This is a genomic window from Pseudomonas sp. NBRC 100443, from assembly GCF_030268185.1.
GTDB lineage: Bacteria > Pseudomonadota > Gammaproteobacteria > Pseudomonadales > Pseudomonadaceae > Pseudomonas > Pseudomonas citronellolis.
The window spans coordinates 52,134-78,184 of the sequence record NZ_BSQE01000030.1 but is presented as its reverse complement, the minus strand read 5'-3'; the positions used below and the strand labels follow the sequence as shown (position 1 = coordinate 78,184).

At 70.5% G+C, this 26,051-nt stretch carries 24 protein-coding genes and 1 pseudogene; 12 read left to right on the top strand and 13 right to left on the bottom strand.

Annotated elements, in window-relative coordinates:
* Both QSJ95_RS29100 and QSJ95_RS29095 read left to right on the top strand, forming a co-directional pair.
* A pseudogene (locus QSJ95_RS29100) lies at window positions 1-146 on the top strand (p-hydroxyphenylacetate 3-hydroxylase oxygenase component); the annotation flags it as partial.
* A 172-nt stretch (window positions 147-318) separates the two neighbouring features.
* On the top strand, window positions 319-1,254 hold the full coding sequence (locus tag QSJ95_RS29095) for a p-hydroxyphenylacetate 3-hydroxylase reductase component (protein WP_043314758.1): 936 nt from the start codon (window positions 319-321) through the stop codon (window positions 1,252-1,254).
* Window positions 1,255-1,260: 6 nt separating this feature from the next.
* Here QSJ95_RS29095 and QSJ95_RS29090 read toward each other — a convergent pair whose 3' ends face one another.
* The 3 genes from QSJ95_RS29090 to QSJ95_RS29080 form a co-directional block, all read right to left on the bottom strand.
* Window positions 1,261-1,971, bottom strand: coding sequence for an rRNA pseudouridine synthase (locus tag QSJ95_RS29090; protein ID WP_285647103.1), 711 nt, complete (start codon window positions 1,969-1,971; stop codon window positions 1,261-1,263).
* A 52-nt stretch (window positions 1,972-2,023) separates the two neighbouring features.
* Window positions 2,024-3,121, bottom strand: a complete 1,098-nt coding sequence (locus tag QSJ95_RS29085; protein WP_285647098.1) for an AI-2E family transporter — start codon at window positions 3,119-3,121, stop codon at window positions 2,024-2,026.
* A 192-nt stretch (window positions 3,122-3,313) separates the two neighbouring features.
* Window positions 3,314-3,505, bottom strand: a complete 192-nt coding sequence (locus QSJ95_RS29080; RefSeq protein WP_009621696.1) for a PFL_1563 family small protein — start codon at window positions 3,503-3,505, stop codon at window positions 3,314-3,316.
* Window positions 3,506-3,662: 157 nt separating this feature from the next.
* On the opposite strand from QSJ95_RS29080, the gene QSJ95_RS29075 reads away from it, so the two are divergent.
* Entirely contained in the window at window positions 3,663-5,432 is a 1,770-nt protein-coding gene (locus QSJ95_RS29075; protein WP_058490547.1) for an ABC transporter transmembrane domain-containing protein, read from the top strand.
* A gap of 30 nt (window positions 5,433-5,462) precedes the next feature.
* Window positions 5,463-6,299 (top strand): CvfB family protein, encoded by an 837-nt coding sequence (locus QSJ95_RS29070; protein WP_058490546.1) that lies wholly within the window; start codon window positions 5,463-5,465, stop codon window positions 6,297-6,299.
* A gap of 84 nt (window positions 6,300-6,383) precedes the next feature.
* On the opposite strand, the gene QSJ95_RS29065 is transcribed toward QSJ95_RS29070, so the two are convergent.
* A complete protein-coding gene (locus tag QSJ95_RS29065) occupies window positions 6,384-6,938 on the bottom strand; it encodes an NAD/FAD-utilizing enzyme apparently involved in cell division (protein WP_043270768.1) in 555 nt (184 codons plus the stop codon).
* 215 nt (window positions 6,939-7,153) lie between these two features.
* Between QSJ95_RS29065 and def the strand changes: the two genes are divergently transcribed.
* The gene (gene def / locus QSJ95_RS29060; RefSeq protein ID WP_285647093.1) at window positions 7,154-7,693 is read left to right on the top strand and encodes a peptide deformylase; all 540 of its coding nucleotides are present in this window, start codon (window positions 7,154-7,156) and stop codon (window positions 7,691-7,693) included.
* Window positions 7,694-7,903: 210 nt separating this feature from the next.
* Here the strand turns inward: def and QSJ95_RS29055 are convergent, their stop codons facing one another.
* The 3 genes from QSJ95_RS29055 to QSJ95_RS29045 all read right to left on the bottom strand — a co-directional run bounded on the left by QSJ95_RS29055 (window position 7,904) and on the right by QSJ95_RS29045 (window position 8,787).
* Window positions 7,904-8,035, bottom strand: a complete 132-nt coding sequence (locus tag QSJ95_RS29055) for a hypothetical protein (RefSeq protein ID WP_009621712.1) — start codon at window positions 8,033-8,035, stop codon at window positions 7,904-7,906.
* Between the two features lie 105 nt (window positions 8,036-8,140).
* The gene (locus QSJ95_RS29050; protein ID WP_043270763.1) at window positions 8,141-8,332 is read right to left on the bottom strand and encodes a hypothetical protein; all 192 of its coding nucleotides are present in this window, start codon (window positions 8,330-8,332) and stop codon (window positions 8,141-8,143) included.
* The gene (locus QSJ95_RS29045) at window positions 8,329-8,787 is read right to left on the bottom strand and encodes a hypothetical protein (protein WP_058490544.1); all 459 of its coding nucleotides are present in this window, start codon (window positions 8,785-8,787) and stop codon (window positions 8,329-8,331) included. Before QSJ95_RS29045 ends, QSJ95_RS29050 begins: the two co-directional genes overlap by 4 nt.
* A gap of 194 nt (window positions 8,788-8,981) precedes the next feature.
* Here QSJ95_RS29045 and QSJ95_RS29040 point away from each other — a divergent pair, with 194 nt between their 5' ends.
* Window positions 8,982-9,890: a YihY/virulence factor BrkB family protein gene (locus QSJ95_RS29040; RefSeq protein WP_009621718.1), complete on the top strand. Its 909-nt coding sequence runs from the start codon at window positions 8,982-8,984 to the stop codon at window positions 9,888-9,890.
* Between the two features lie 3 nt (window positions 9,891-9,893).
* Here the strand turns inward: QSJ95_RS29040 and QSJ95_RS29035 are convergent, their stop codons facing one another.
* Together QSJ95_RS29035 and QSJ95_RS29030 are read right to left on the bottom strand one after the other, a co-directional pair.
* Entirely contained in the window at window positions 9,894-10,388 is a 495-nt protein-coding gene (locus QSJ95_RS29035) for a hypothetical protein (protein ID WP_058490543.1), read from the bottom strand.
* A gap of 1,279 nt (window positions 10,389-11,667) precedes the next feature.
* The gene (locus QSJ95_RS29030) at window positions 11,668-12,792 is read right to left on the bottom strand and encodes a PilT/PilU family type 4a pilus ATPase (protein ID WP_058490542.1); all 1,125 of its coding nucleotides are present in this window, start codon (window positions 12,790-12,792) and stop codon (window positions 11,668-11,670) included.
* Between the two features lie 594 nt (window positions 12,793-13,386).
* Here QSJ95_RS29030 and QSJ95_RS29025 point away from each other — a divergent pair.
* The 5 genes from QSJ95_RS29025 (at window position 13,387) to QSJ95_RS29005 (ending at window position 21,391) form a co-directional block, all read left to right on the top strand.
* Window positions 13,387-16,029, top strand: coding sequence for a winged helix-turn-helix domain-containing protein (locus QSJ95_RS29025; RefSeq protein ID WP_285647084.1), 2,643 nt, complete (start codon window positions 13,387-13,389; stop codon window positions 16,027-16,029).
* Between the two features lie 381 nt (window positions 16,030-16,410).
* Window positions 16,411-17,355 (top strand): SphA family protein, encoded by a 945-nt coding sequence (locus QSJ95_RS29020; protein ID WP_285647082.1) that lies wholly within the window; start codon window positions 16,411-16,413, stop codon window positions 17,353-17,355.
* A gap of 11 nt (window positions 17,356-17,366) precedes the next feature.
* A complete protein-coding gene (locus QSJ95_RS29015) occupies window positions 17,367-18,953 on the top strand; it encodes a hydantoinase/oxoprolinase N-terminal domain-containing protein (RefSeq protein WP_285647080.1) in 1,587 nt (528 codons plus the stop codon).
* A 21-nt stretch (window positions 18,954-18,974) separates the two neighbouring features.
* Window positions 18,975-20,087, top strand: a complete 1,113-nt coding sequence (locus QSJ95_RS29010) for an S-methyl thiohydantoin desulfurase family protein (RefSeq protein ID WP_285647078.1) — start codon at window positions 18,975-18,977, stop codon at window positions 20,085-20,087.
* Window positions 20,084-21,391 (top strand): SLC5/6 family protein, encoded by a 1,308-nt coding sequence (locus tag QSJ95_RS29005; RefSeq protein WP_058071353.1) that lies wholly within the window; start codon window positions 20,084-20,086, stop codon window positions 21,389-21,391. Before QSJ95_RS29010 ends, QSJ95_RS29005 begins: the two co-directional genes overlap by 4 nt.
* 21 nt (window positions 21,392-21,412) lie before the next feature.
* Here the strand turns inward: QSJ95_RS29005 and QSJ95_RS29000 are convergent, their stop codons facing one another.
* Both QSJ95_RS29000 and mdaB read right to left on the bottom strand, forming a co-directional pair.
* Entirely contained in the window at window positions 21,413-21,694 is a 282-nt protein-coding gene (locus tag QSJ95_RS29000) for a peptidylprolyl isomerase (protein WP_009621739.1), read from the bottom strand.
* Between the two features lie 357 nt (window positions 21,695-22,051).
* Window positions 22,052-22,639 carry an NADPH:quinone oxidoreductase MdaB gene (mdaB, locus tag QSJ95_RS28995; protein WP_058490535.1) on the bottom strand — a complete coding sequence of 196 codons (588 nt, stop codon included), beginning with the start codon at window positions 22,637-22,639 and terminating at the stop codon, window positions 22,052-22,054.
* A gap of 238 nt (window positions 22,640-22,877) precedes the next feature.
* Here mdaB and QSJ95_RS28990 point away from each other — a divergent pair, with 238 nt between their 5' ends.
* Entirely contained in the window at window positions 22,878-23,723 is an 846-nt protein-coding gene (locus QSJ95_RS28990) for a CAP domain-containing protein (protein WP_285647047.1), read from the top strand.
* 7 nt (window positions 23,724-23,730) lie between these two features.
* Here the strand turns inward: QSJ95_RS28990 and QSJ95_RS28985 are convergent, their stop codons facing one another.
* Window positions 23,731-24,501 carry an IclR family transcriptional regulator gene (locus QSJ95_RS28985; protein ID WP_058071356.1) on the bottom strand — a complete coding sequence of 257 codons (771 nt, stop codon included), beginning with the start codon at window positions 24,499-24,501 and terminating at the stop codon, window positions 23,731-23,733.
* 76 nt (window positions 24,502-24,577) lie between these two features.
* The gene (locus QSJ95_RS28980) at window positions 24,578-26,044 is read right to left on the bottom strand and encodes an amidase (RefSeq protein WP_285647109.1); all 1,467 of its coding nucleotides are present in this window, start codon (window positions 26,042-26,044) and stop codon (window positions 24,578-24,580) included.
* Window positions 26,045-26,051: the final 7 nt, after the last annotated feature.

Below are 26,051 nucleotides of genomic sequence, written 5' to 3'. Positions count from 1 at the left end.
CCGCCTGGTTCGAGAGCAACGAGATGCAGCGGCTGTTCCGCGACTCGCACATGACCGGCGCCCACGCCTACACCGACTACGACGTCTGCGCGCAGATCCTCGGCCGCGAGCTGATGGGCCTGGAGCCGGACCCGAGCATGGTCTGAGCCACCACGCCCAGCCTGCTCTTCGTAGGAGCGAGCTTGCTCGCGAACCGACCCCGCTGCGGAATCCGTTCGCGAGCAAGAACCAGGCGTCCCACTCGCTCCTGCAAGTGGCACCAACCGCAGATGAATCTCTTCAATCCCGCCGGCCCCGCGCCGGCGCGGAGGAACCGCCATGAACCAGAACGATGAAGCGGGCCTGGACCCGCGTGCCTTCCGCCGTGCCTTGGGCAACTTCGCCACCGGCGTCACCGTGATGACCGCGGCCGCCGACGGCGAACGCGTCGGCATGACCGCCAACAGCTTCAACTCGGTATCCCTCGACCCGCCGCTGGTGCTCTGGAGCATCGACAAGCGCGCCACCAGCCTGGCGGTGTTCGACAAGGCCAGCCACTACGCGGTGAACGTGCTGGCCGCCGACCAGATCGACCTGTCCAACCAGTTCGCCCGGCCCAGCGCCGACAAGTTCGCCGGCGTGGCCTGCGAGCAGGGCGCCGGCGGCGCGCCGCTGCTGCCGGACTGCGCGGCGCGCTTCCAGTGCGAGCTGCAGCAGAAGCTCGACGGCGGCGACCACTGGATCCTCATCGGCCGCGTGCTGGCCTTCGACGACCTGGGCCGCGCGCCGTTGCTCTACCACCAGGGCGTGTACTCCAGCGTGCTGCCGCACCCGCGCCTGCGCGAAGCCCAGGCCGGGGTGCCGCGCACCGCCTTCCAGGGCCGCCTGAACCACAATCTCTACTACCTGATGACCCAGGCGCTGCGCTGCTACCAGGCCGACTACCAGCCGCGGCAGCTGGCCAGCGGCCTGCGCACCAGCGAGGCGCGCATGCTGATGGTGATGGAGAAGGACGCCGCCCTGGACACCACGGCGCTGCAGCAACTGGTGGCGATGCCGCTGCGGGAGATCGAGGAGGCCCGCGCCAACCTCGAACGCAAGGGCCTGCTGCAGGTGGGCGAGGGTGGCTGCGCGCTGACCGCCGCCGGCATCGACCAGGCCGAGACGCTGTGGAGCATCGCCGAGGAACAGCAGGCCAAGGTCTTCTCGCGCTTCAGCAGCGAGCAGGTAGAGACCTTCAAGACGGTGCTGCGGGGCCTGGCCCAGCCGCTGTAGAAGCTGTCAGAAGCGCTCGTTGGGCAGCAGGTAGCGCCACTGCCCCGGTTCCATCTTGCCCATGGATACGCCGCCCAGGCGCAGGCGGCGGATGCCCACGACCTTCAGGCCGACCTGGCGGCACATGTCGGCGATCTGCCCGGGGCGGAAGCCCTTGCCGGCGAAGCGCAGGCGCGTCTCGTTCTGCCAGCTGACCTTCAGCGCCGGCAGCGGCCGGCCCTGGTACAGCAGGCCGTGGCGCAGGCGCGCCAGGCCGGCGTCGTCGAGGCTGCCGGCGACTTCCACCAGGTACTCGTGCTCGATGGTCGCCGCGTCGTCCTGCAGGCGGTGCAGCACGCCGTAGTTCTGGGTGAACACCAGCAGCCCGCTGGCCTGGTCGTCCAGCGGCGTGGTGCTCTGCTGGCGGGCGAAGTGCTTGCTCAGCGGGCGTTGCCCGGCGCTGTCGGCTTCCCAGCGATTGGCTGCCACCAGCAGGCCCAGGGCCTGCTCGGCGGAGTAGCCGGCCGGCTTGTACAGCAGCAGGGTGGCCGGCGGGATCGGCGCCGGGATGGCCCCGGGCAGCAGCTCGACGCGCTGTTCGGCGACGCGGAAGTGCGGCTCGTCGACGGGGTGGCCATCCACCGTGACCCAGCCTCCCTCGATGTACAGCTCGGCCTCGCGGCGGGAGCAGGGCAGCAGTTCGGCGAGGCGCTTGGACAGGCGGGTGGTTTCGGTCATGGCAGGGAGTCGGCGGCGGGAAAGGCCGCCATTGTACTCCCCGGCCGGGCGTTCAGGGCGAAACGTCCTCGGGCTCCGGCGGCCGGGCGCCCTCGCGCACCCAGGTCATGAACAGCTGGAAGCCCAGGGCCAGCACCACCGGGCCGATGAACAGGCCGATGATGCCGCCGGTGAGCATCCCGCCCAGGGCGCCGAGGAGGATCACCGGCATCGGCACGGCGACGCCGCGGCCGAGCATCAGCGGCTTGAGCACGTTGTCGGAAAGCCCGGCCAGCACCGTCCAGACGGTGAACACCACTGCGCTGACGGTGCCGTAGTCGCCGCTCCAGAACACGTAGACGATGGCCGGCAGCGAGATCACCGCCACCGGCAGCTGGACGATGCCCAGCAGCAGCACGCCGAGGGACAGCAGGCCGGCGGCGGGGATGCCCATGACGATGAAGCCCAGGCCCAGCAGCAGGGTCTGGATGAAGGCCACGCCGACCACGCCCTGGGCCACCGCGCGGATGGTCGCGGTGCTCAGCCGCGCCAGTTCCGGGCCGCGCTCGGGGCCGGAGATGCGCACCGCGATGTCCTCGGCGGTGCGCGCGCCCAGCGGGCCGTAGGCCATGATCACGCAGGCCACCAGGAAGGCGCCGAGGAACTGCAGCAGCTCCATGCCCACGCCGGCGGCCTTGGCCAGCACCGTGCGGGCCACGCCCTGCAGGTGCGGCGCGGCCTGCTGGGCGGCGCCGAGGAAGTCCTCGGCCAGCCGCTGCCAGGCGTTGTAGATGTAGGGCCCCACCAGCGGCCAGCCGGCCACCGCCTCGGGCGGCGCCGGGATGCGCAGGCCGCCGGCCTGGAAGCGGTGCGCAAGGTCGGCCACCGAGTCGGCGATGGAGAAGCCGATCAGCACCACCGGCACCAGCAGCAGGGCCAGGCCCACCAGCGCCAGCAGCGTCGCCGCCAGGGCCGGCCGCTGGCCCAGGGCGCGCTGCAACATGCCCTGCAGCGGGTAGAGGGTGACGGCGAGGATCAGCGCCCAGAGCATCAGGTCGAGAAAGGGGTGGAAAATGCGGAAGCAGAACACCGCCAGGAACAGGATGAGCCCGGCGCGTATCAACACGTCCAGCAGGTTGCGCGACAGCACCCGGTCCGCCGATGGCAGCATGGCATCTCTCCTTGGAAAGCCTCGTGGGGTTCCTCAGAGCATTGGCCGTGCGCGGCGGAATGCAAGTCGGGCGGGAGAAATCGCCGGATGTCGTACGAAAGGAGGAGGAGGGTAGGGCTCTTGCTCGCGAACGCCGGGCCAGGGATGGCGGGGTCCGCGAGCAAGCTCGCGCCTACGGGAGGAGCGGGGGGATTACTTCTTGCCGAGGCTGATGTGGCGGCTGGCGGCGCCGTTGGGCTGGCCGGTCACGCCCTTGGCGACTTGCTGGATCTCGCCGCCGGACTTGAGGAAGGCGGCCACCTGGGCTTCCAGGGCCTCGCGGCTGGTCACGGCCGCAGCGGGTTTCGGGGCGGACTTCTGGCGGGAGATGGTTTTGCTGGACATGCTTGCCATTACCTGTTCATTCGCGAAATGGCCGCCCATTGTACAGGAAATGACCGTCCTTCGGGGTGAAAATCGACCGAAGGGCCATTGCAGCGCCATCGCCGGGCCCGCGGCAGGGTGTTAACCTCGGTCGATTCCCGGTCGCCGCGAGCCTTCCATGCCCCTGCTGTCGTCCCGCCAGCGCAATGCCCTGCGCCTGGCCCGGGCCTTCCTCGGCCCCTACCGCTGGCGCGCCCTCGGCGCCCTGCTGGCGCTGCTGTTCACCGCGGCCATCACCCTGTCCCTGGGACAGGGCATCCGCCTGCTGGTGGACCAGGGCTTCGTCACCCAGTCCGAGCACCTGCTCAACCGCTCCATCGGCATTTTCTTCCTGCTGGTGCTGGGCCTGGCGCTGGGCACCTTCGTGCGTTTCTACCTGGTGTCGTGGATCGGCGAGCGCTTCGTCGCCGACATCCGCCAGCGCGTCTTCGACCACCTGATCGAACTGCACCCGGGCTTCTACGAAAGCAACCGCGCCCTGGAAATCCAGTCGCGGCTGACCGCCGACACCACGCTGCTGCAGACGGTGATCGGCTCCTCGCTGTCCATGGCCCTGCGCAACGCCCTGACCCTGGCCGGCGGGGTGATCCTGATGTTCGTCACCAACGCCAAGCTGACCAGCATAGTGGTGGCCTCGCTGCCCCTGGTGATCGCGCCCATCCTCCTGTTCGGCCGCCGCGTGCGCGAGCTGTCGCGGCAGAGCCAGGACCGCGTGGCCGACGTCGGCAGCTACGTCGGCGAGACCCTCGGGCAGATCAAGACGGTGCAGGCCTACAACCACCAGGCCCAGGACCGCGCGCGCTTCGGCCGCACGGTGGAGGCCGCCTTCGGCACCGCGCGCAAGCGCATCCTGCAGCGTTCCTGGCTGGTCAGCGTGGTCATCCTGCTGGTGCTGGGCGCGGTGGGGGTGATGCTGTGGGTCGGCGGCATGGACGTGATCGCCGGGCGCATCAGCCCCGGCGAGCTGGCGGCCTTCGTGTTCTACAGCCTGATCGTCGGCATGGCCTTCGGCACCCTCAGCGAGGTGCTGGGCGAGCTGCAGCGCGCCGCCGGGGCGGCCGAGCGCATCGCCGAGCTGCTGCGCGCGCGCAACCAGATAGTCGCGCCGCAGGAGGGGCTGCTGCGCCTGCCCGAACGCGTGGAGGGGCGCATCGAGCTGCGCGGCCTGCGCTTCGCCTACCCGTCGCGCCCGGAGCACTGGGCCATCGACGGCATCGACCTGGACGTGTGCCCCGGCGAGACCCTCGCCCTGGTCGGCCCTTCCGGCGCCGGCAAGTCCACCCTGTTCGACCTGCTGCTGCGCTTTTTCGACCCGCAGCAGGGCGAGATCCGCATCGACGGCACGCCCATCACCCGCCTCGACCCCGCCGACCTGCGCCGCTGCTTCGCCCTGGTGTCGCAGAACCCGGCGCTGTTCTACGGCACGGTGGACGACAACCTGCGCTACGGCCGCCCCGACGCCAGCGACGAAGCGCTGCGCGCCGCGGCCCGCGCGGCCCATGCCGACGACTTCATCCAGCGCCTGCCCGAGGGCTACCGCACCCACCTGGGCGAGGGTGGCGTGGGGCTGTCCGGCGGCCAGCGCCAGCGCCTGGCGATCGCCCGCGCGCTGCTGGTGGACGCGCCCATCCTGCTGCTCGACGAAGCCACCAGCGCCCTGGACGCCGAGAGCGAGCACCTGATCCAGCAGGCCCTGCCGCAGCTGATGAGCGGGCGCACCACCCTGGTCATCGCCCACCGCCTGGCCACGGTGCTGAACGCCGACCGCATCGCCGTGATCGACCAGGGCCGCCTGCTGGCCCTGGGCACCCACGCCGAGCTGGTGGCCGGCAACCCGCTGTACGCACGCCTGGCGGAATTGCAGTTCGGCCAGGCGCAGAGCGTGTAGAATGCGCGCCTTTTCCCCGGAGTCCCGCACATGGCAGCCATCGGCCGTTTCAATTCCCTGCAGGTGGTCAAGCACACCGAGATCGGCCTGTTCCTCGACGGCGGCCCCCACGGCGAAATCCTCCTGCCCAAGCGCTACATCCCCAAGGACGAGCCCACCGAGCCGGGCGAGTGGCTGAACGTCTTCATCTACCTCGACAGCGAAGACCGCATCATCGCCACCACCCTGAAGCCCAAGGTGCAGGTCGGCGGCTTCGCCAGCCTGAAGGTGGTGGAAGTCAGCCGCGTCGGCCTGTTCCTCGACTGGGGCCTGCCCAAGGACCTGCTGCTGCCGCACTCGGAAGAGAAGCGCCCGCTGCAGGTCGGCGACTACTGCGTGGTGTACTGCTACATCGACGAGCGCACCCGCCGCATCACCGCCACCGCGCGCCTGGACCGCTACCTGGACGACACCGCGGCGCACTACCAGGCGGGCCAGGAAGTGGACCTGCTGGTGGTGGAGCGCACCGACCTTGGTTTCAAGGCCATCATCGACGGCAGGCACTGGGGGCTCATCCACAAGAACGAGCTGTTCAAGTTCGTCCGCGGCGGCATGCGCGAGAAGGGCTACATCAAGGAAGTGCGCGCCGACGGCAAGATCAGCCTGAGCCTGCAGCCGGTCGGCCAGGCCGCCCGCGACGACCTCGGCGAGCGCATCCTCGCCGCCCTGCGCGAGGCCGGCGGCAGCCTGGCGCTGTCCGACAAGAGCCCGCCGGAGGCGATCAGCCGCGAGTTCGGCGTGAGCAAGGGCAATTTCAAGAAAGCCATCGGCGGGCTGTTCAAGCAGGGCCTGATCACCATCCTCGACGACCGCATCGAGCTGCGCTGATTCCACCGGGCCGCAACTGCCCCCGGCAGCCCCGCGGCCGCCCTCGGCGCGATCATCCAGCGGCAGGTCCGGCCGCCACGGTCGCTACATCATGCGTTTGAAGCGGTGCCAGGCCTGTTCCCAGGCCAGCACCCAGCGCGGCATGGGCGCGCCGAAACCGGCCACTTCCAGGCGCGGGTGGTGGCCGACGACCATGTCCAGCAGCGGCTCCTGGTCGGCCCGCACGTCGACGAAGAACACATGCCGGCCGGCGTGTAGCGAAGGCGCGAAGCGCTGTACATCGCCGCTGGGCCGTTGCAGGCCGAAGAAGCTGCCTTCCCACAGGCTGAAGCCCAGCAGCACGGCCGCCAGGAACAGCACCGGAATCCAGCCGGCGGCGCTTTCGCTCCAGCCGGCGAAGTAGCCCAGCGCCAGCACCAGGACCGCCAGGGCGACGCCGATGCCCAGCCCGTACTTGCCGCCGCGCACCAGGTCCTTGCGCATCACGTCCGGCACTTCGTGCAGGTGGCGCTGGTCGAGCTGCGCGTCCTGCTCGCTGAGCACGTGCATCTGCTCCTCGGCGATGCCGTTGGCCTTCAGCTCGCTCTCGACGTTCTCCAGCTCGTCCAGGTCGTTGCTGATGTAGTAGTGCCTGTTCATGGAGCACCTCCAGGTCAGTCCCCCGGCTCCCCCCTCGGCGAACGCTCCGGCGTTCGCGGCAGTTCCACGCGGATCGCCAGGTGTCACTTTTTGAATTTTACCTCCCTGGACGCTCCCGGCCCCCCGGGGCGACGGGCGTAGCGGGCCTTGCCAGGCGCCGGGTAAGGGGCGAGGATGCCAGCTCACGCACAACCGCCAGCCAGGGGCCCAGGGGCATGATCCGCGAGATTCTCAAGATGGGCGACGAACGCTTGCTGCGCGTCGCCCCGCCGGTGCCGGCGCAGATGATCGGCAGCGCCGAACTGCAACGACTGATCGACGACATGTTCGACACCATGCACCACGCCGGCGGCGTAGGCCTGGCCGCGCCGCAGATAGGCGTGGACCTGCAACTGGTGATCTTCGGCTTCGAGCGCAGCGAGCGATATCCGGATGCGCCGGCGGTGCCGCCGACCATTCTGCTCAATCCGGTGATCACGCCCTTGGGCGAGGAAATGGAGGAGGGCTGGGAGGGCTGCCTGTCGGTGCCCGGCCTGCGTGGGGCGGTGAATCGCTACAAGCGTATTCGCTACCAGGGGGTGGATCCGCAGGGGCAACCTATCGACCGCACGGTGGAAGGGTTTCATGCCAGGGTGGTGCAGCATGAGTGCGACCATCTGATTGGCCGGCTGTATCCGTCGCGGATCACGGATTTCGGCAAGTTCGGTTTTACCGAGGTGCTGTTCCCGGGGTTGGATCCGAAGGCGGATGATTGAGGGGCCGCCTCCTGGGCATTGGCGTGGCCGGTGAATCCAATCGCGGACAAGGTCCTACCGCATGAGCGAGCACGGCTTTTCGTAGGATGGCGTTGAGCGAAGCGATACCCATCGGCGCAACCGCATGGGTTTCACACGCTCAACCCATCCACCGACCCCCTGAATAATTCGCGGACAACCGCCCCCAAGCGGCCGTCCGCAGCTGCACTCTCAGGACGTTTGCCCGTGACTGCCGAGCAGCGCATTGCCGGATTTCTTCTGCTTCTTCGCCATGCGTTTCTCGTGGGCCGTCTTCAGGGGCTTCTTCTTGCCTTCCTTGTGGGCGTTCAGACCTTTGCTCATGACCGTTACCTCGTGGACTGGGAAGGACTGGCATCCCTGCGGTCGGCGCTCCGTCGGCCCGCAGGCGCGGGCCGGTGCCTCTTCAGCATAGACCTGCCGGGCGCTTCAGGCTTGGCCGCTGAGCCGCTCCAGCTCGCGGCGGACCATGGCCGCGTACTGCGGCGGGCCCAGGCGGTAGAGTTCGCCGGCCACCCAGGCCAGCCAGCGCCCGCCCAGGGCCTGGCGCTCGGCCAGTAGCCGGCGGGCCTCGGCTTCGGCCCGGGCGGCGTGTTCGCGGTGATAGTCGGCGCGACTCATCCTTGGCACTGGAGTTTCTGCGGGTCGATCTCGATGCTCGTCAGCGGCTTGCCGTCGCTGCCATCGTAGTCGTGGGCGACGCGGATGCCGTGCTCGCGGATGCGCTGCAACAGCGCCGGCTGCTGGCAGGTGGCGCGCTCCAGGCGGGCGCGCTGCTCGCCCTTGAACTTGTCCAGGGCATCGGCCTGCATGCCCTCGGCCTTCATGCTGGAAATGCCGTAGCGGTAGTGCAGCACCTTGCTGTCGGTGTCCAGGCGCACGTTTTCCAGGCGCGTCACCTGGTCCACCTGCAGCGGCAGCTGCTTGCTCTGCTGCTCGAAGAAGGCGGCCGACTCCTTGAGGAAAGTGGCTTCGTCCTCCGCCCGGGCCTGGGGTTGCAGGCTGGCGAAGGCCGCGCCGGCGAGCAGCAGGGTGGCGCCGAGGCGGCGGGCGGGGCGGAGCATCGGGATGGGCATGCGGGGTTCCTCCGGCTGTGGTTGCGCTGAAGTGTATAGGCCATTTCCCACACCTGCCCGCCGCCTGCGCAACTTCCCCTGGCCGCGACGAGTGGCTAGGCTTGCCCGCAAGGACCGAACTTGAGCCGCGCCGGCGGGTCAACCGTCGACACGGGGCCGCGCCGCGGCCGGACTGCGGAGGAAGGAAACCAGGCATGCGATTCATGGATTTTCGGGGCCTGCGCCTGGGCCCCTGGCAACTGCTGAAACTGACCGTCAAGGAATTCCTCGACGACGAGATGCCCACCTACGCGGCGGCGCTGGCCTACCAGGGGCTGTTCTCGCTGTTCCCGTTCCTGCTGTTCCTCATCGCCCTGCTGGGCTTCCTGCACCTGCCGGAATTCTTCGACTGGCTGCGCGAGCAGGCCGCCTACGTGCTGCCGGGCCAGGCCCTGGAGCAGGTCAACCCGATCATCGACCAGCTGCAGCAGCGCCAGGGCGGGCTGCTCTCGGTGGGGATCGTGGTCGCGCTCTGGTCGTCCTCGGCGGCGGTGCGCTCGCTGATGAACGCGCTCAACGCCGCCTACGACGTGCGCGAGGCGCGCCCGGTGTGGAAGCGCGTGCCGCTGTCGCTGCTCTACACCCTGGGCCTGGCGGTGATGCTGATGCTGGTGACCGCGCTGATGATCCTCGGGCCGCAGGTGATGGGCTGGATCGCCGAGCGCATCGGCCTGCAGGATTACGTGGTGGTGCTCTGGTCGCTGCTGCGCTGGCCGGTGATGGTCCTGCTGATGATGATGGCGGTGGCGGTGATCTACTACGCCACCCCCAACGTCAAGCAGAAGTTCCGCTTCATCACCCCCGGCTCGGTGCTGGCGGTGGTGGCCTGGGTGGCGGCGTCCCTGGCCTTCGGCTTCTACGTGAAGAACTTCGCCGACTACAACGCCATGTACGGCAGCGTCGGCGCCATCATCGTGCTGTTGCTGTACTTCTACATCTCCGCCGCGGTGCTGCTGCTGGGCGCCGAGCTCAACGCGGTGATCGAACACCACTTGCCCCACGGCAAGAACCCCGGCGAGCGCACCTTCGAACAGGCCGAGACGCGCAGCCCCGAGGAGGGCTGAGGCTCACTGCGCCGGCTGCTGGCTGAGCAGCTGGTCGACGATCTGCCCGGCGCGCTCGAAGTTCGGGTAGCCGCTCTTGGCCACGTCCAGCTCGGCATAGGCCTTGCGGTATTCCTCGGCCTTCAGCGCGTCGGCATCCTGGCCGAGCAGGGGCTGGCTGTAGACGCGGTAGAGCAGGGCGATGGCGTAGGGCTGGCCGGCCTTGGCGGCGCGCTCCAGCAGGGGCAGGGCCTGGTCCGCCGGGGCCTGCTGGCGAATCTTCAGCAGCGCCTCGTAGAAGGCCACCTCGCCGCGCTGGTCGGCCTCGCGGGCGCGTTCGAGCAGGTCGTTGGCGCGGGCATAGTTGCCCGGGTCGGCGGAGGCGATCAGCAGCTTCGCCTCGAGCATGTCGTTGCGGTACAGCAGGTGCTGCTGCTCGGCGTCGTGGCTGGCGCAGCCGGCCAGGCACAGCGGCAGGCCGATGACGGCGAGGCGGGAGAACGGGTGGCGCATGCCCATGAAGGTCCCTCGATGGCGAACGGGCGCGGAGCCGACGATTTTGCCGTCTCCGCGTGGGCAAGCATAGACGGCCGGCGTGCCGTTCAGGAACCGGGCGCGCGCTCTCGTGCCGAGGTGCCCTTCGTAGGATGGGTTGAGCGAAGCGATACCCATCGGGCCATGGTGATGGGTATCGCAAGCTCAACCCATCCTACGTGACTCGCTGCTGGACAGGGAGCCGCCGTCAAAGCCGCGCCAGGTTCAACCACAGAGTTGCTGGCAAGAAAGGTGAGGCGGCGGATAACCGCGAACGGTTATACGCCCTACGTCCATGGTGGGCTTGGCGTAGGGCGCATAACGCCTCCGGCGTTATCCGCCGTTTGACCTGGGCCATGCCCCCGCTCGCTGCCGAGCACGGAGCCGCTGTCGAAGCCACGCCAGGTTCAGCCACGGAGTTGCCGGCGAGAAAGGTGAAGCGGCGGATAACCGCGAACGGTTATACGCCCTACGCCCATGGTGGGCTTGGCGTAGGGCGCATAACGCCTACGGCGTTATCCGCCGTTTGACCTGGGCCATGCCCCCGCTCGCTGCCGAGCACGGAGCCGCTGTTGAAGCCGCGCCAGGTTCAACCACAGAGTTGCTGGCGAGAAAGGTGAAGCGGCGGATAACCGCGAACGGTTATACGCCCTACGCCCATGGCGGGCTTGGCGTAGGGCGGATAACGCCTCCGGCGTTATCCGCCGTTTGACCTGGGCCATGCCCCCGCTCGCTGCCGAGCACGGAGCCGCTGTTGAAGCGGCGCCAGGTTCAACCACGGAGTTGCCGGCAAGAAAGGTGAAGCGGCGGATAACCGCGAACGGTTATTCGCCCTACGCCCATGGCAGGCTTGGCGTAGGGCGGATAAGGCCTCCGGCGTTATCCGCCGTTTGACCTGGGCCATGCCCCCGCTCGCTGCCGAGCACGGAGCCGCCCTCGAAGCCGCGCCAGGTTCAACCACAGAGTGGCCGGCAAGAAAGGTGAAGCGGCGGATAACCGCGAACGGTTATACGCCCTACGTCCATGGTGGGCTTGGCGTAGGGCGCATAACGCCTCCGGCGTTATCCGCCGTTTGACCTGGGCCATGCCCCCGCTCGCTGCCGAGCCCGGAGCCGCCGTCAAAGCCGCGCCAGGTTCAACCACGGAGTTGCCGGCAAGAAAGGTGAAGCGGCGGATAACCGCGAACGGTTATACGCCCTACGCCCATGGCGGGCTTGGCGTAGGGCGGATCTCATCCGCGATTGCGCATGCAGCGGGGCAGGGCTCAGATGCCGAAGGCACTCCCGCCCTCGTCGCCGTCGAAGCCGCGCTCCAACTTGATCTTCAGGCTCAGGTCGGTGCGCGAGTCGGCGAACTTCAGGGCGTCGGCGACGCTGATGCGGCCGGCTTCCAGCAACTGGTACAGGCTCTGGTCGAAGCTCTGCATGCCCTGCTCCAGGGCGCGTTCGATGGCGCCGCGCAGTTCCGGCAATTCGTCGCGCTGGATCAGCCCGCGGATGTGCGGCGTGCCCAGCACCAGTTCCACCGCCGCCACGCGGCGCTGGGTGGTGCCCGGCACCAGGCGCTGGCCGACCAGCGCCAGGAGGTTCTGCGACAGGTCGGCCAGCACCTGCGGGCGGGCCTCGTCGGGGAAGAAGCGGGCGATGCGCTCGATGGCGTGGCGGGCGCTGGTGCCGTGCAGGGTGGCCATGCACAGGTGGCCGGTCTCGGCGTAGTGCAGGGCGTGCTGCATGGTCGCGGCGTCGCGGATTTCGCCGAGCATGATCACGTCCGGCGCCTCGCGCAGCACGTTGCGCAGGGCGTCCTCGAAGCTGTGGGTGTCCAGGCCGACTTCGCGCTGGTCGATGATCGAGCGCTGGTGGCTGTGGAGGAACTCGATGGGGTCCTCGATGCAGACGATGTGCCCCGAGCGGTGGCGGTTGCGGAAGTCGAGCATCGCCGCCAGGGTGGTGGACTTGCCGGCGCCGGCCGCGCCCACCACCAGGATCAGGCCGCGGTCCTGCACCGCCAGCTTCTCCAGGATCGACGGCAGGCCGAGGCTGGCGGCGTCGGGGATGACCTGCCTGATCAGCCGCACCACCATGGCCACCTCGCCGCGCTGCAGGTAGACGTTGGCGCGGAAGCGCCCGCTGCCGGGCACCGCCGCCGCCAGGTTCATCTCCAGGTCGCGCTCGAAGTCGGCGATCTGCTGCTGCGACATCAACTGGTAGGCCAGCTGCTTGACCTCGCCGCTGCGCAGGCGGCGCTCGCCGGCCGGGCGGCTGACGCCCTCGACCTTGATGTGCGGCGCCGCGCCGACGCTGAAGAACATGTCGGAACCAGCGTGCTGCGCCAGCTGGTGCAGCAGGCTGAAGACGTCGGGCAGGGCGCTGTCGCTGGCATCGCTCATGGGGAATCCTCGCAAGGGCGGGCGCCCGGGGTGGGACGGGCGCATGTTCTCAGCCTAGCCGGCCTGGCGGACGGTGGCCTGTTGGGTGGCGCGCAGCCTAGCGTGCCGGCGGCGCCGATTTCTTGACCTGGGTCGTCCCGGCGATGTCGATGGGGCTGCGCCAGATTGGCCGATTTCCTACGCAATACAAAGCCAAATCCTTCGTTGCTTGCGGACGTGGATGGCTGACTTGCGCGGGCATTTCTCAATGCTTCGTCTTGGTGCTGCCAATGACCGTCGCCATCCCCCATTTGCGGTTAGGCACTCCCCCGTTTTTACCGCTGTCCGTAGCCGGCAGCTTCCCATACTGCCGTGCCGGAAGGCGGCAGGAAGGCCGCCAGGTTCGTGCAGACACGCGACAGGGCTCGATCCCCCGGCGGCCGGCCGGGTCCACCTGTGCGTAGCGCATCCTGGTCCGGGCCTGGATGCGAAAGATACGCAATACCCACTCGACCAACGGAGACAACCCTTTTCCGGCCGCCCGCACCACCGCCGGCGATCCGCGCCATGCCCGGGGCGCCGGCGCCACCTGGAGAACGTATGGGAACTGCAAGCATGAGTACGTTGGCCGATGGCCGTTTCGCCCCGATCGTCGATATCAGTGATTCACTCCTCCGCCAGCGCCTGTTCGACGCGCTGCTCGGCGCCGCCCCGAGGGACGCCCGCCTGGTGCTGGTCTGCGCCCCGGCGGGCTTCGGCAAGACGACCCTGCTGGTGCAGGTCGAGCGGCTGCTGGCCGAGCGGGGCGAGTACACCTTCTGGGTGAACTGCGGCGAGAGCGACTGCCGGCCGGAACTGTTCCTCGAAAGCCTGCTGCAGTGCCTGCACCAGGGTGGGCTGGGCCCGGCGCCGGATGCCGGCCTCGGCGCGCTGCTCGGCCTGCTCGAAGCCTGCCCGCGCAATTGCAACCTGTTCGTCGACCAGTTGGACCTGGCCCTGGACCTCGAAGTCGAGCGGCTGCTGGAGGACCTGGCCCGGCGCCTGCCTTCGGGGTGCCGCCTGCTGCTGGGCAGCCGGCGGCAACCGGCGCTGCCGCTCACGCAACTGCAACTGGCCGGGCTGCTGCGCGTCGTCGAGGCCGACAACCTGCGGTTCACCGAAGAGGAGACGCAGCAACTGCTCGGCGCGCAGCTGGGCGAGACGCGCGCCCGCTACTGGGCGAACTACACCGAGGGCTGGCCCTTCGCCCTGCAACTGCTGCGCCTGCGCTGCAACGGCAACCTCGACGGCCAGGCGCCGCCGGAGACCGACCCGTACGCCTCGCTGGGCGGCATCTTCGATTACCTCGCCGAGGAGGTGTTCGCCAGCCTGCCTGTGGAGCTGAGCGGGTTCCTGCTCGACTGCAGCATCCTGGACAGCGTGGACGTGCCCAGCGCCAATGCCCTGCGCGGGCGCGATGACGCCGAGCGCTGGCTGCGCGAGGCCGCGCGCCTGGCGCCCATCGTGGTGCCCGAGCAACCGCTGCGGGTGCGCCTGCATCCGCTGCTGCGCGAATTCCTCCTCGGCCGCCTGGAAAGCCGCGAGCCGGACCGCTTCGCCCTGCTGCAGGGGCGCGCGGCCGACTTCCACGCCCACCGCCAGCAGGTGTTCCGCGCCGTCGAGCACGCCTCGCAAGGAGGGCTCTACTACCAGGCCGTGTCGATCATCCTGGAAGCCGGCGCGGTGCGCCTGCTGGTCAGCGAGGGGGCGGCGCGCACGCGGGCGCTGCTCGAACTGTTGCCGCTGACCCTGGTGCGCCGCGAGCCGCGTCTGCGCCTGATGCTCATCTGCCTGCACATGCTCAGCGGCGAGACGCTGCAGGACAGCCTCGACCTGTCGCGGCTGGAGGCCGCCTACGGCGGCGTGACCTCATCGGCGGAAGACGCGGAGACGCGCACCGACCTGCTCTACGTGCGCGCGATGATGCTCATCGGCTGCGTGCAGCGGGCCGGCGACGGCGCCTCCCGCGAGGTGGTGGTGCGGGCCGTGGCCGATGCCCGCGCGCGCTTCTTCGAGGACCCGCGCTACCTGTGCCTGGTGCTGCCGAGCGAAATCATGCTGCTGCTGCGCTACGGCAACATCGACGAGGCGCGCCTGCGCCTGGAGGAGTTCATCGAGGTCAACCGCAGCGAGGGCTTCCGCGAGAACCAGCCCTGGTCGCTGGTCTACCGGGCCCTGAGCGACAGCGCCCAGGCGCGCTTCGACGAGGTGCTGCAGACGGTGACCTTCCTGCTGGCCAAGGACGGGCCGCTGGCCTCGCCGCAGGCGCGGGTGCTCTTCCATCTGGTGCATGCGCTGCTCGGCCATGTCCACTACGTGCGTGGCGAGCTGGAGCAGGCGCGGCAGGCGTTCGCGCACTGCGCCTCGCGCCTGGGCAACGCCATGGCCGAGGCCTGGGAGCGCGGCCTGATCGGCGCGGCGCGGGCGGCCTACTTCCTCGGCGACAGCGCCCAGGCCATGGCCAGCCTGGAGGCGGCCTGGGCCGGGCGGGCCCTGGAGTACCCGCTGCGCCGCGCGGTGGCCGCGACCCTCGTGGAGCTGCGCCTGCGCCAGGGCGAGGTGGAGGTCGGCCTGGAACTGGCGCTGGAGATCAACCTGGCGAAGCTCTGGCAGGAGATCCTGGACGGGCGCCCGCTGTTCTGGGCCGAGCTGGTCGCCATCGCCCAGGCCCACTACTGGCTGCAGGCCGCCCAGGGGCAGATGGCGGCGGCGCTGCTGACGGCGGAGGCCTTCGAGCGCCTGGCCCGCGAGCGGCGCAACCGCTCCTGCGTCGGCCGCGCCCTGGCGCTCAAGGCTCACGCGCTGCTGGCCGGCGAACTGCCCGGCCAGCCCACGGCGGTGCTCGACGAGGCGCTGGAATTGCTCGGCCAGGGCGGCGCGGTGCAGAGCTTCATCGAGGCGGGCGCCGAGGTGATCACCCACCTGCGCGAGATGTCGCGGCGCCAGGGCCACGCCCAGGCGCAGTTGATCGCGCGCTGCATCGAACTCTGGGAAAGACACTTCCGCGCGCGCCTGGATGCCCAGGCCCTGTTCACCCGGCGCGAACTGGATGCGCTGATGGGCCTGGCCGGCGGCCGCACCACCAAGGTCATCGCCCGCGAACTGGGGATTTCCCCGGAGACGGTCAAGCAGCACCTGAAATCGGTCTACGCCAAGCTGGGCGTGCACCGGCGCCGGGAGGCGCTGGCCGTGGCGCGGCGCCGGGCCATCCTGCCCTGAGCCAGGGCGCCGTTCCGGCCTGCCGGAACGGAAACCGGGGGGCGGCCTCGATTCTTCGCCGGGGGATCGGCTGCTTCCCCCAGGTTTCTCCGTGGGCTGCGTCCGCATATCCCGCGCGGCCGAACGCCAGGACGCCATCCAGGCCACTCCCGCCAGCGCCTTAGCGACGGGGGGCAGCGCTCCCCCGATTTACCCGCCACCTTCCCTCATCCCGGGACGGCTCGCGCCGTCCGAGTCTTCGCATACTGCGCCCGGCAGGCAGCGGCGGCACTGCGCCGCGCGGCCAGCCCATGACAACAACAATCCGCGGCCCACGAGGCCGCAGGCTTCGCCAGGCCGTGAGCCGCGACGGCTCAGCCGGCAGGGCGCAGGAGGCGTGCAATGAATCTTCGAAGAACGACCGCGGTACTCCTCGGCCAGGCGGCGCTGCCCCTGGCCTACGCATTCGCCGCCGAGGGGGCCAGCTACGGCGGGCCGGTGGGCGGCACCGACCTGGGGGCGGCGCTGCTGCCGGCCACCTCCGGTCTGTACGGCGGGCTGGTGCTCGGCTACGCCAGCGGCGACCGCTTCTATGGCAACGACGGCGGGCGCGACCCGGCGCTGGAAGGCCGCATGGCGTCCCAGGTGGCCGCCCTGGGCCTGCTCTACGTCTACCCCGGGCAGGTCTTCGGCGGCACCCTGGCCTCCAGCCTGCAGGGCAGCGTCAACGGCGGGCGCATGGAGCTGAATGGCGAGGCCCAGCACTACCAGGGCTTCGGCGACCTCTACGCGGACCTGCTGATGTGGAGCCGCTACCTGGGCGACGCCGCCCCCGGCCAGCGGCCCACCGGGGCGACGCTCAAGCTGGCGTACTCGATGGTGTTCCCCAGCGGCCGCTACAACACCTCGGACCTCTACACCTCCGGGCGCAACGTCTACTTCTTCGTGCCCAACGCCGCGCTCACCTACCTCGGCGGGCCGAACGCCCTGGGCGAGGGCCTGGAGCTGAGCCTGCACGCCTTCGTCAACGTCGCCTCCCGGAACCGCGCCACCGACTACGAAAGCGGCACCGTGGCCAACCTCAACTTCGCCGTCGGCCAGCGCATCGGCCGCTGGCAGCTGGGCCTGGCCGGCTACCACGCGCGCCAGCTCGACGACGACCGCCAGCACGGCGCGCGCGTCGAGCCGGACGGCCGGCGCTACCGCGCCACCGCGTTGGGGCCGGTGCTGGCCTACGACCTGCCGCGCGCCGCCGGCTCGCTGAAGTTCAAGGCGCTGGCGCCGCTGAGCACGCGCAATTCGCTGGCGGCCAATACCGCCTACGTCGTCTGGTCACGTTCGCTTTGAGGAGAGAGCCCATGGTCCGCAAGGACACCCCTGCGCTGCGCATCGGCATCGATGTCGGCGGCACCAATACCGACGCCGTGCTGATGCGCGGCCGCGAAGTGCTCTGCGCCCTGAAGCGCCCCACCACCGCGGCGGTCGGCGACGGCGTGGCGGCGGCGGTCGACGAACTGCTGCGCGAGGCGGCGGTGGAACCGGCGGCGGTGGCCGCGGTGATGCTGGGCACCACCCAGCTGCTCAACGCCTTCCTCGAACGCCGGCACCTGGCGCGGGTCGCGGTGGTGCGCCTGGCCCTGCCGCGCGGCGACGGCGTGCCGCCGCTGTTGGGCTGGCCGGCGGAGCTGTGCGAGGCGATCGATGGGCAGGTCTTCCTGGCCGACGGCGGCGCGCTGTTCAACGGCCGCACCTACAGCGCGCTGGATGTGCGCCAGCTCGAACGGATCGGCGCATCGATCCGCCAGCGCGGCGCCGAGGCGCTGGTGCTGTCCACCACCTTCGCCCCGCTGCGCCCGGACATCGAGCAGGAAGCGGCGGCGGTGCTGCGGAAGGTCCTGGGTGACGCGGTGCACCTGACGCTGTCCTCGGATGTCGGCGGCATCGGCCTGCTGGAACGGGAGAGCGCGGCCATCGTCAACGCCAGCCTGCAGCCGCTGGCGCAGCGGGTGGTCGGCGACCTGATGCGGGCCTTCCGCCGCCTGCAACTGAACGCGCCGCTGTTCATCAGCCAGAACGACGGCACCCTGATCACCCCATCGATGGCCACGCGCTTCCCGATCCTCACCTGCGCCGCGGGGCCGACCAACAGCCTGCGCGGCGCGGCCTTCCTCACCGGTGTGGAGGACGCCCTGGTGCTGGACATCGGCGGCACCACCAGCGACATCGGCGCGCTGGTCCAGGGCTTCCCACGGCAGACCGCCGGCCCCCTGGAGCTGGGCGGGGTGCGTTGCAACCTGCGCATGCCCGACACCCTGTCCGTCGCCCTCGGCGGCGGCACCCTGGTGCGCCTGGAAGGTGGCCGGCCGGTGCTCGGCCCCGAGTCCCTGGGCCTGCGCTTGCGCCAGCGGGCCAGGGTGTTCGGCGGCGACGCGCTGTGCGCGACCGACATCGCCGTGGCCGCCCACGGCCTGCAGGGCATCGGCGACCCGCGGCGCCTCGCCGATCTCGAACCGGCCCAGGTGGAGCAGGCCATGGCCGCCATCCGCGGGACACTGGAGCACGCCCTGGAACGCATGCGCACCAGCAGCGCGCCCTTGCCGGTGGTGCTGGTGGGTGGCGGCAGCATCCTCCTGCCCATGCACCTGCAGGGCGCCGCGCAGGTGCTGCGCCCGGCCCGCGCGGAGGTGGCCAACGCCATCGGCGCGGCCATCGCCCAGGTCAGCGGGCGTGTCGACCGCTTGTTCCAGATGCACCCGGGCAACCGCGAAAGCGTGCTGCGCCAGGCCCGCCAGGAGGCCATCGACGCCGCCGTTCAGGCTGGCGCCGAGCCCGCCAGCGTCGGCGTCGTGGAACTGAACGAACTGCCCATGACGCACCTGCGCGCCGGCGCCACCCGCGTGCAGGTCCGCGCCGTCGGCGACCTGGCCCTGGTCGCCACCCACTGAACTCCCGAAGAGGACCCGAGCATGCCTTGCTTCGATACCATCTCCAGCCAGGACCTGGCGCGCGGCGCCGTGCTGCTGGGCACCGGCGGCGGGGGCGACCCCCATGTCGGCGAGCTGTTCCTGCGTCGCCAACTGCAGCGTGGCCTGCAGCCGCGCCTGCTGCCGCTGGCCGAGCTCGCCGATGAGGCCTTCGTGGTCAGCGTCGCCGGGATAGGCGCGCCCACCGTGCTGGTCGAACACCTGCTCAGCGAGGCCGCCCTGCGGCACCTGCTGCAGCAGGCCGAGGCGTTCTACGCGCGGCCGATAGACGCGCTGATCTGCGCCGAGGTCGGCGGCGCCAATGCCATGCTGCCACTGGCCGCCGCGGCCCTGAGCGGCCTGCCGCTGGTGGACGCCGACGGCATCGGCCGGGCCTTCCCGCACATCGACATGACCACCTTCGGCATCCACGGCTGCAGCGCTTCGCCGGCCCTGTTCAGCGACGACCTGGGCAACCTGGCGCGCCTGAGCGCGGTCGACAACCCGAGCCTGGAGCACATGGTCCGGGCCCTGGCCGCGAGCCTGGGCGGCAGCCTGTACGGCGTGCTCTATCCGCTGAGCGGGGCCCAGGTGAAGCGCTTCGCGGTAGCGGGCAGCATCACCCAGGCCCTGCGCATCGGCCGCCACATCCGCGAGGCGCGCGCCGGCAGCGCCGACCCGGTGGCCGGGCTGGTGTGCTTCCTCGACGGCCTGGAGCCGGGGCGCCGCGCCCGCGAGCTGTTCGACGGCAAGGTCGCCGACGTGCGCCACGAGACCCGCGACGGCTTCCACTGGGGCCAGGTGCTGCTGGAGCCGGCCAGCGGCAGCGGCGAAGCGGTGGTCATCGACATCCAGAACGAGTTCCTCCGCGCCCGCCAGGGCGAGCGCGTGCTGGCGGTGGTGCCCGACCTGCTGTGCCTGCTGGACAGCGAGAGCGCCGAGCCGCTGACCGCCGAGAACCTGCGCTACGGCATGCGCGTGCGCCTGCTGGCCTACGCCGCGCCGCCGTGCCTGCTCAGCGAGGCGGCGCTGGCGGTGGTGGGCCCGGCGCGCTTCGGCCTGGACTCGCCGTGGCGCTCCTTCCTGGCCGATGACCAGGGGAGGGCGCCGGCATGAACGACCTACCTGGCGCGCAGCCCGACGGCGACCCTGCCACCTGCGCCCTGCCACACGGCGAAGGCCTGGGCGCCTGGCGCCTCGGCCTGATCCTGATGGGCGCGCTGATCGCCCTGCCGTGCTTCGTCACCGGCGCCGAACTGGCCCACGCCCTGGGCCGGCAGCAGGCGCTGCTGGCCTGCCTGGGCGGCGGCGCGGTGCTCCTGCTGCTGGCGCTGCCCGCCGCCTACGCCGGGGCGCGTTCGCGGCTGAGCACCTACATGCTGATCCTCGACGCCTTCGGCTCCGTGGGTGGGCGCTGCGTCAACCTGGTGCTGTCGCTGGCGCTGCTGGGCTGGTTCGGCGTGGTCGCCGGCCTGTTCGGCCAAGCCATGGCGGCGGCCGCGCCGGCCTTCCTGGCAGGGGTGCCGGCGCTGGGCTGGAGCCTGGCCGGCTGCCTGCTGATGCTGCTCACCAACCTGGTCGGCTTCCGCGCCCTGGACCGGCTGTCGCAACTGGCCACGCCGCTGAAGCTGGGCCTGGTGCTGTGGGCCTGCTGGGTGGCGCTGAAAGGCCACGGCATGCCGCCCGCGGGCGGTGGCGCCGGGGATTACTCGGTGCTGCAGGGCATGTCGCTGGTGGTGGGCGGCGTGGTCATCGGCTGCATCCTGCTGCCGGACATCTGCCGCCACGCCCTGTCGCCCGGCCGCGCGCTGGCGGCGGTGTTCTGCGCCTTCGGCCTGGGCTTCCCGCTGGTGCTGGCGCTGGCCGGGCTGCCCAGCCTGGCCACCGGGGAGCGGCAACTGGTGGCGATCATGCTCGCCCTCGGCCTGGGCCTGCCAGCGATGCTGATCATCCTGCTCTCGGCCTGGTCGACCAACGCCTACAACCTCTACGCGGCGACCCTGGTGTGCGCCAGCGTGGCGCCGCAGGTGCAGCGCCGGCGCCTGGCGCTGTTCACCGGGCTGGTCGGCGCGACATTGGGGCTGGCCGGCCTGGGCGACGCCCTGCAGCATTACCTGGCGCTGCTGGCCGTGGCCCTGCCGCCGGTGGGCGGGGTCTACCTGTGCAACTACTACCTGAACCTGCGGGGCGCCGTGCGCAGCCCTCGCCGCTGGCGGCCGGAAGCCTTCGGCGCCTGGGCCTGCGGGGTAGGGGCGGCGGCATTGCAGGTGCTCTGGCCGTTCACCCTGACCTGGGTGCCGGCGCTGGATTCGCTGCTGCTGGCGGCTGGCTGCTATCTGCTGCTGCGCGCCATCGCCGCGCGCCGCGGTGTGCGGAAGCCGGGCGTGGCCCGGCAAGGCAGCCGGGCGCTGTTGCCCTGAGGCGCGCCCGGCTGGGAGGGATCAGTCTTCGCGGCTGGTGACTTCCACCAGGTGGTAGCCGAACTGGGTCTTCACCGGGCCCTGGACCTGGTTCAGCGGCGCGCTGAACACCACCTGGTCGAACTCGCGGACCATCTGGCCCGGGCGGAAGGAACCCAGGTCGCCGCCGCTGCGGCCGGACGGGCAGGTGGAATGCTCGCGGGCCAGGGCGGCGAAGTCGGCGCCACCTTCGATGGCGGCCTTGAGTTCATTGCACTTGGCTTCGCTGGAAACCAGGATGTGACGGGCGGAAGCGCGGGCCATGGTGATGCTCCTGAAAGGCAGAGGGGAGGGAGGCAGAGACTAGCGCATTTGCCGGTACGGTGCGGAGGGTTTCCGTCGGGGCGCCCTCACCCCAACCCTCTCCCTGAGGGAGAGGGGGCTGTCCGTGCCCCCGGGGCGTCCGGCGTGGCCGGTGGATCCAATCGCGGACAAAGTCCGCTACGCCCGTGCTTCCCCGGAACTGTAGGAGCGGGCCCTGCCCGCGATTCGCGCGCAGGGCGCGCTCCTACAGGGGAATGGCGTGGGTGGGGCAGCGTAGGCGCGGATCTCATCCGCGAATCGCGCCGGTGGTTCCGGCTATCGCGGACGGAGTCCGCTCCTACGGGGCGACGCCGAACCTCACTGCCTGCCGAACACCTCGTCCAGATGCTTGCGATAACGCTCCACATCCGCCTCGATGTTCGGCCGCTTCATCACATCCACACAGAGGAAGGTCGGCAGCGCCTGCATGCCGAGGAACTGGTTGGCCTTGTGGAAGGGGAAGTAGACCGCATCCACGCCCTTGCCCTCGAAGAAGTCGCTGGGGTCGTCGAAGGCCTGCTGCGGGGCGTTCCAGGTCAGCGAGAGCATGTAGCGCTTGCCGTGGATCAGGCCGCCGCTGCCGTACTTCTGCGAGGCGTCGGAGCGGGTGCGGCCGTCGTTGGCGTAGAGGCTGCCGTGGCCGGCGGTGAACACCTCGTCGACGTACTTCTTCACGGTCCAGGGCGCGCCCATCCACCAGCCGGGCATCTGGTAGATCACCACGTCGGCCCAGAGGAATTTCTGCACCTCTTCGTCGATGTCATAGCCGCCGTCGATGAAGGTTTGCTTCACGTCGAAGCCGGCGTGGTCGAGGTGGGCCAGCGCTGCTTCGTGCAGGGTGGCGTTGTACTGGCCGTTGGAATGGGCGAACTGCTTGCCGCCATTGAGCAGGAGGATGTTTTGCATGGAAAGGCTCCGAAAGCTGTGAGTGGCCGGCAGGATAGCCAGGCCGCGGAAGCGGAAAAACCAGCCCCGCGGCAATTGATTTGTGTTTCTAGCTCACGAATCGGCGCCGGGAGTTGCTCCAGGTTATGCAATCGGCAGATAACCCGGCGCGCACTGGCGACTTCGACCCCGCGCCAGGGGGCAGCGAAATCCCGCCGGATCGCGCATCATGTCCGGCAGTCCACCAAGGGAGCCTTTCATGCGCGTCTTGCCGTCCGTTCTGCGATGCCTCCTGCCGTCCCTGGCGCTGCTGGCCGGCGCCGGCCATGCCGTGGCGGCCGAGCCGCTGCTCGAAGCCATCAACCTCTACCGCAGCCAGCCGCAGGCCTGCGCCGGCCGGGCCAGCGAGGCGCTGCCGCCGCTGGGGCAGGATGCGCGCCTGGTGCTGGCGCCGGGGGTTCCCGACTGGCAGTCGGCGCTCAAGGCCACCGGCTACCCGATGAGCAGCGCGCGCATGCTCAGCCTCAGCGGGCCGAAGGACGAGCAGGCGGCCATGGCGGCGTTGCAGGAGAGTTTCTGCCAGGTGCTGCTCGACCCGCAGTTCATCGAGGTCGGCGTCAGCCGCCAGGGCAACGACTGGCGCGTGGTGCTGGCGCGGCCGCTGTTGCAGGGCAAGCTGGGCGACTGGCAGGCCGAGGGGCAGAAGCTGTTGCAGGCGGTCAATGCCGCGCGGGGCCAGGCGCGCCAGTGCGGCGGGCAGGCCTTCGCCAAGGCCGCGCCGCTGGGCTGGAATGCCGTGCTGGGCAGCGTGGCCGAGGAGCACAGCCGCTCCATGGCCAACGGCAACTACTTCTCCCACCTGGACCGCGACGGCCGCACCCCCGGCGACCGCGCCGAGCTGGGCGGCTACAGCGCCGGCGCCGTGGGCGAGAACATCGCCGCCGGGCAGGGCACCGCGAACGCCGTGGTGCAGGCCTGGCTGGCCAGCCCCGGGCACTGCGCCAACCTGATGAGCCCGCAGTACCGCGAGCTGGGCGCGGCCTACGCGGTGGACCCGAAGAGCGACGCCGGCATCTACTGGACGGCGATGTTCGGCGCGCCCTGAGCGCGCCTCAGGCGAGGCTGCGCTGCAGCTGCTCGATGGTGTCGCCGAGGCTGCCCAGGTACTGGCGGCGCACCTGCTCGACGCTGCCCTGGTCCTGCGGCCAGTGCAGCGCGACGCTGCCCAGCAGGCGTTCGCCGCTGCGCACCGGCAGGGCGATGGCGCGGATCAGGAAGGGCAGGCGCACCGAGTATTCCCAGTGGCCCTCGGTGCGTTCGCCGAAGCCGCGATGGTGCGCGCGCTCGTGCAACTGCAGCAGTTCCTCACCTTGCAGCGCGTGGCGTTCGGCCAGGGTGCGCACGTGCTGCTCGTCCAGCGCCGCCAGGCAGGCCTGGCCCATGGCCGAGTGGAACAGGCTGGCCTTGAGCCCGACGATCATGCGGTTGCTCGGGTAGCGCTTGCGCAGGCGCTCGGGCACCGAGCTTTCCATCACCCGCAGGTCGGCGCCGTCGAAGAACGACAGGTCGGCCACCAGCCCGGTGCGCTCGCTCAGCGCCTTGAGCAGCGGCGCGGCTTCCTCCACCAGGCGCCGGCTCTGGCGCTCGCTGGCGTCGCCGAACAGCCGCCGCGAACTCAGGCGGTAGCGCCGGTCGCACAGGCCGCGGTACAGCCAGCCCTGCTCCTGCAGGGTGTGCAGCAGGCGCGAGACGGTGGCCTTGGGCAGGGCGGTGAGGTAGTGCAGTTCCTCCAGCCCCAGGGAGCCGTGCTCGCCGAGCAGTTCGACGATCGCCAGGGCGCGCTCCACCGAGCGCACCGTGCTGCCTTCCTCTTTCCCCTGCATCGCCGTTCCCCATGTACCCAATGCCGTCGGCAATGGGGAGGCAGGATGCGTGCCATGCCCGAGCGGGCCCCGCGCCTCAGCGTTCATCGAGCAGCGCCGGCGGCCGCCGGGCGACCCAGCGCGTCCGTTGTTCATGGGCGTGGGCCAGTTGCAGCACGGCCAGGTCCGCCTGCGCCGGGCCGAGGATCTGCACGCCCATGGGCAGCCCGGCGGGGTTGAAGCCCACCGGCACGTTCATCGCCGGCAGCCCGGCGAGGGTGGCGCCGATCACTACTTCCATCCAGCGGTGGTAGGTGTCCATCGGGCGGCCGGCGATGGCATCCGGCCATGCCAGTTGTGCATCGAAAGGGAACACCTGGGCACTGGGCAGGAGCAGGTAGTCGTAACGCTCGAACAGCTTCTGCAGGGCGCGGTACCAGTCGCTGCGGTCCAGCGAGGCCTGGTAGACGTCGGCGGCGCCCAGGCCCAGGCCCGACTCCACTTCCCAGATCGCCTCCGGCTTGAGTTGCCGGCGCAACGTCGGCTCGGCGTAGGCCTGGGCCAGGCTGCCGGCCACCAGCCACTGGCGGTGCACCAGCCAGCAGCGCCACAGGCGCGCCATGTCGTAGTCCGGGCGGCATGGCTCGACCTCGGCGCCCAGGGCGCGGAAGTCCGCCAGGCCCGCCTCGCACAGCGCGAGCAGGCCCGGCTCGGTGGGCAGGTAGCCGTCGAAGTCGCCCAGCCAGCCGATGCGCGCGCCGCGGAAGTCGCGCTCCAGCGGCCCGGCGAGGTCGTCGCTGCCGCGCAGCGAAAGCGGCGCGCCGGGCGCATGGCCGGCCTGGGTGCGCAGCAGCGCGGCGACGTCGGCCACGCTGCGGCCCATGGGCCCTTCGCTGGCCAGTTGCTGGACGAACACTTCGTTGGCCGGGCCAAAGGGCACGCGGCCCTGGGACGGGCGCAGGCCGTAGACGTTGTTGAACGCCGCCGGATTGCGCAGCGAGCCCATCATGTCGCTGCCGTCGGCCACCGGCAGCATGCGCAGGGCCAGGGCCACCGCAGCGCCGCCGCTGCTGCCGCCGGCCGTCAGGCGCGGCTCGTAGGCGTTGCCGGTGATGCCGAACACGGCGTTGTAGGTGTGCGAGCCCAGGCCGAACTCGGGCACGTTGCTGCGCCCGACGAAGATCGCCCCGGCCTTGCGCGCGCGCTCCACCACGTAGGCGTCGTGCCCGGTCACCTGCCTGGCGAACAGCGGCGAGCCCATGCTGGTGACCAGCCCGGCGCAGGCCGCCAGGTCCTTCGGCGCCTGGGGCATGCCGTGCAGCCAGCCGAGCCAGCGACCCTGGGCGAGCAGGCGGTCGTGCTCGTCGGCCTCGCGCAGCAGTTCGTCTTCAGGGCGCAGCGAAACCAGCGCGTTGACCCGCGGGTTGTAGCGTTCGATCTGTTCCAGGTAGGCCTGCATCACCTCGCGGCAACTGAGCTGGCGGTTGCGGATCGCCTCCGACAGCGGCAGCGCGTCGAGGGCGACGATGTCCTGCTGCAGCGCGGTGGCGTAGGGCGCGGTCATGGCGGTC

Excerpts from the sequence above, each read along its gene's own strand:
- QSJ95_RS29045 (WP_058490544.1), bottom strand. The coding sequence starts at position 8,787 with ATGCCCATCCCGATGCTCCGCCCCGCCCGCCGCCTCGGCGCCACCCTG.
- QSJ95_RS29095 (WP_043314758.1), top strand. The coding sequence starts at position 319 with ATGAACCAGAACGATGAAGCGGGCCTGGACCCGCGTGCCTTCCGCCGT.
- QSJ95_RS29080 (WP_009621696.1), bottom strand. The coding sequence starts at position 3,505 with ATGTCCAGCAAAACCATCTCCCGCCAGAAGTCCGCCCCGAAACCCGCT.
- QSJ95_RS28990 (WP_285647047.1), top strand. The coding sequence starts at position 22,878 with ATGCGCGTCTTGCCGTCCGTTCTGCGATGCCTCCTGCCGTCCCTGGCG.
- def (WP_285647093.1), top strand. The coding sequence starts at position 7,154 with ATGATCCGCGAGATTCTCAAGATGGGCGACGAACGCTTGCTGCGCGTC.
- QSJ95_RS28985 (WP_058071356.1), bottom strand. The coding sequence starts at position 24,501 with ATGCAGGGGAAAGAGGAAGGCAGCACGGTGCGCTCGGTGGAGCGCGCC.
- QSJ95_RS29030 (WP_058490542.1), bottom strand. The coding sequence starts at position 12,792 with ATGAGCGATGCCAGCGACAGCGCCCTGCCCGACGTCTTCAGCCTGCTG.
- QSJ95_RS29015 (WP_285647080.1), top strand. The coding sequence starts at position 17,367 with ATGGTCCGCAAGGACACCCCTGCGCTGCGCATCGGCATCGATGTCGGC.
- QSJ95_RS29085 (WP_285647098.1), bottom strand. The coding sequence starts at position 3,121 with ATGCTGCCATCGGCGGACCGGGTGCTGTCGCGCAACCTGCTGGACGTG.
- QSJ95_RS29025 (WP_285647084.1), top strand. The coding sequence starts at position 13,387 with ATGAGTACGTTGGCCGATGGCCGTTTCGCCCCGATCGTCGATATCAGT.
- QSJ95_RS29040 (WP_009621718.1), top strand. The coding sequence starts at position 8,982 with ATGCGATTCATGGATTTTCGGGGCCTGCGCCTGGGCCCCTGGCAACTG.
- QSJ95_RS29035 (WP_058490543.1), bottom strand. The coding sequence starts at position 10,388 with ATGGGCATGCGCCACCCGTTCTCCCGCCTCGCCGTCATCGGCCTGCCG.
- QSJ95_RS29050 (WP_043270763.1), bottom strand. The coding sequence starts at position 8,332 with ATGAGTCGCGCCGACTATCACCGCGAACACGCCGCCCGGGCCGAAGCC.
- QSJ95_RS29020 (WP_285647082.1), top strand. The coding sequence starts at position 16,411 with ATGAATCTTCGAAGAACGACCGCGGTACTCCTCGGCCAGGCGGCGCTG.
- QSJ95_RS29005 (WP_058071353.1), top strand. The coding sequence starts at position 20,084 with ATGAACGACCTACCTGGCGCGCAGCCCGACGGCGACCCTGCCACCTGC.
- QSJ95_RS28980 (WP_285647109.1), bottom strand. The coding sequence starts at position 26,044 with ATGACCGCGCCCTACGCCACCGCGCTGCAGCAGGACATCGTCGCCCTC.
- QSJ95_RS29000 (WP_009621739.1), bottom strand. The coding sequence starts at position 21,694 with ATGGCCCGCGCTTCCGCCCGTCACATCCTGGTTTCCAGCGAAGCCAAG.
- QSJ95_RS29065 (WP_043270768.1), bottom strand. The coding sequence starts at position 6,938 with ATGAACAGGCACTACTACATCAGCAACGACCTGGACGAGCTGGAGAAC.
- QSJ95_RS29055 (WP_009621712.1), bottom strand. The coding sequence starts at position 8,035 with ATGAGCAAAGGTCTGAACGCCCACAAGGAAGGCAAGAAGAAGCCCCTG.
- QSJ95_RS29010 (WP_285647078.1), top strand. The coding sequence starts at position 18,975 with ATGCCTTGCTTCGATACCATCTCCAGCCAGGACCTGGCGCGCGGCGCC.
- QSJ95_RS29070 (WP_058490546.1), top strand. The coding sequence starts at position 5,463 with ATGGCAGCCATCGGCCGTTTCAATTCCCTGCAGGTGGTCAAGCACACC.
- QSJ95_RS29075 (WP_058490547.1), top strand. The coding sequence starts at position 3,663 with ATGCCCCTGCTGTCGTCCCGCCAGCGCAATGCCCTGCGCCTGGCCCGG.
- mdaB (WP_058490535.1), bottom strand. The coding sequence starts at position 22,639 with ATGCAAAACATCCTCCTGCTCAATGGCGGCAAGCAGTTCGCCCATTCC.
- QSJ95_RS29090 (WP_285647103.1), bottom strand. The coding sequence starts at position 1,971 with ATGACCGAAACCACCCGCCTGTCCAAGCGCCTCGCCGAACTGCTGCCC.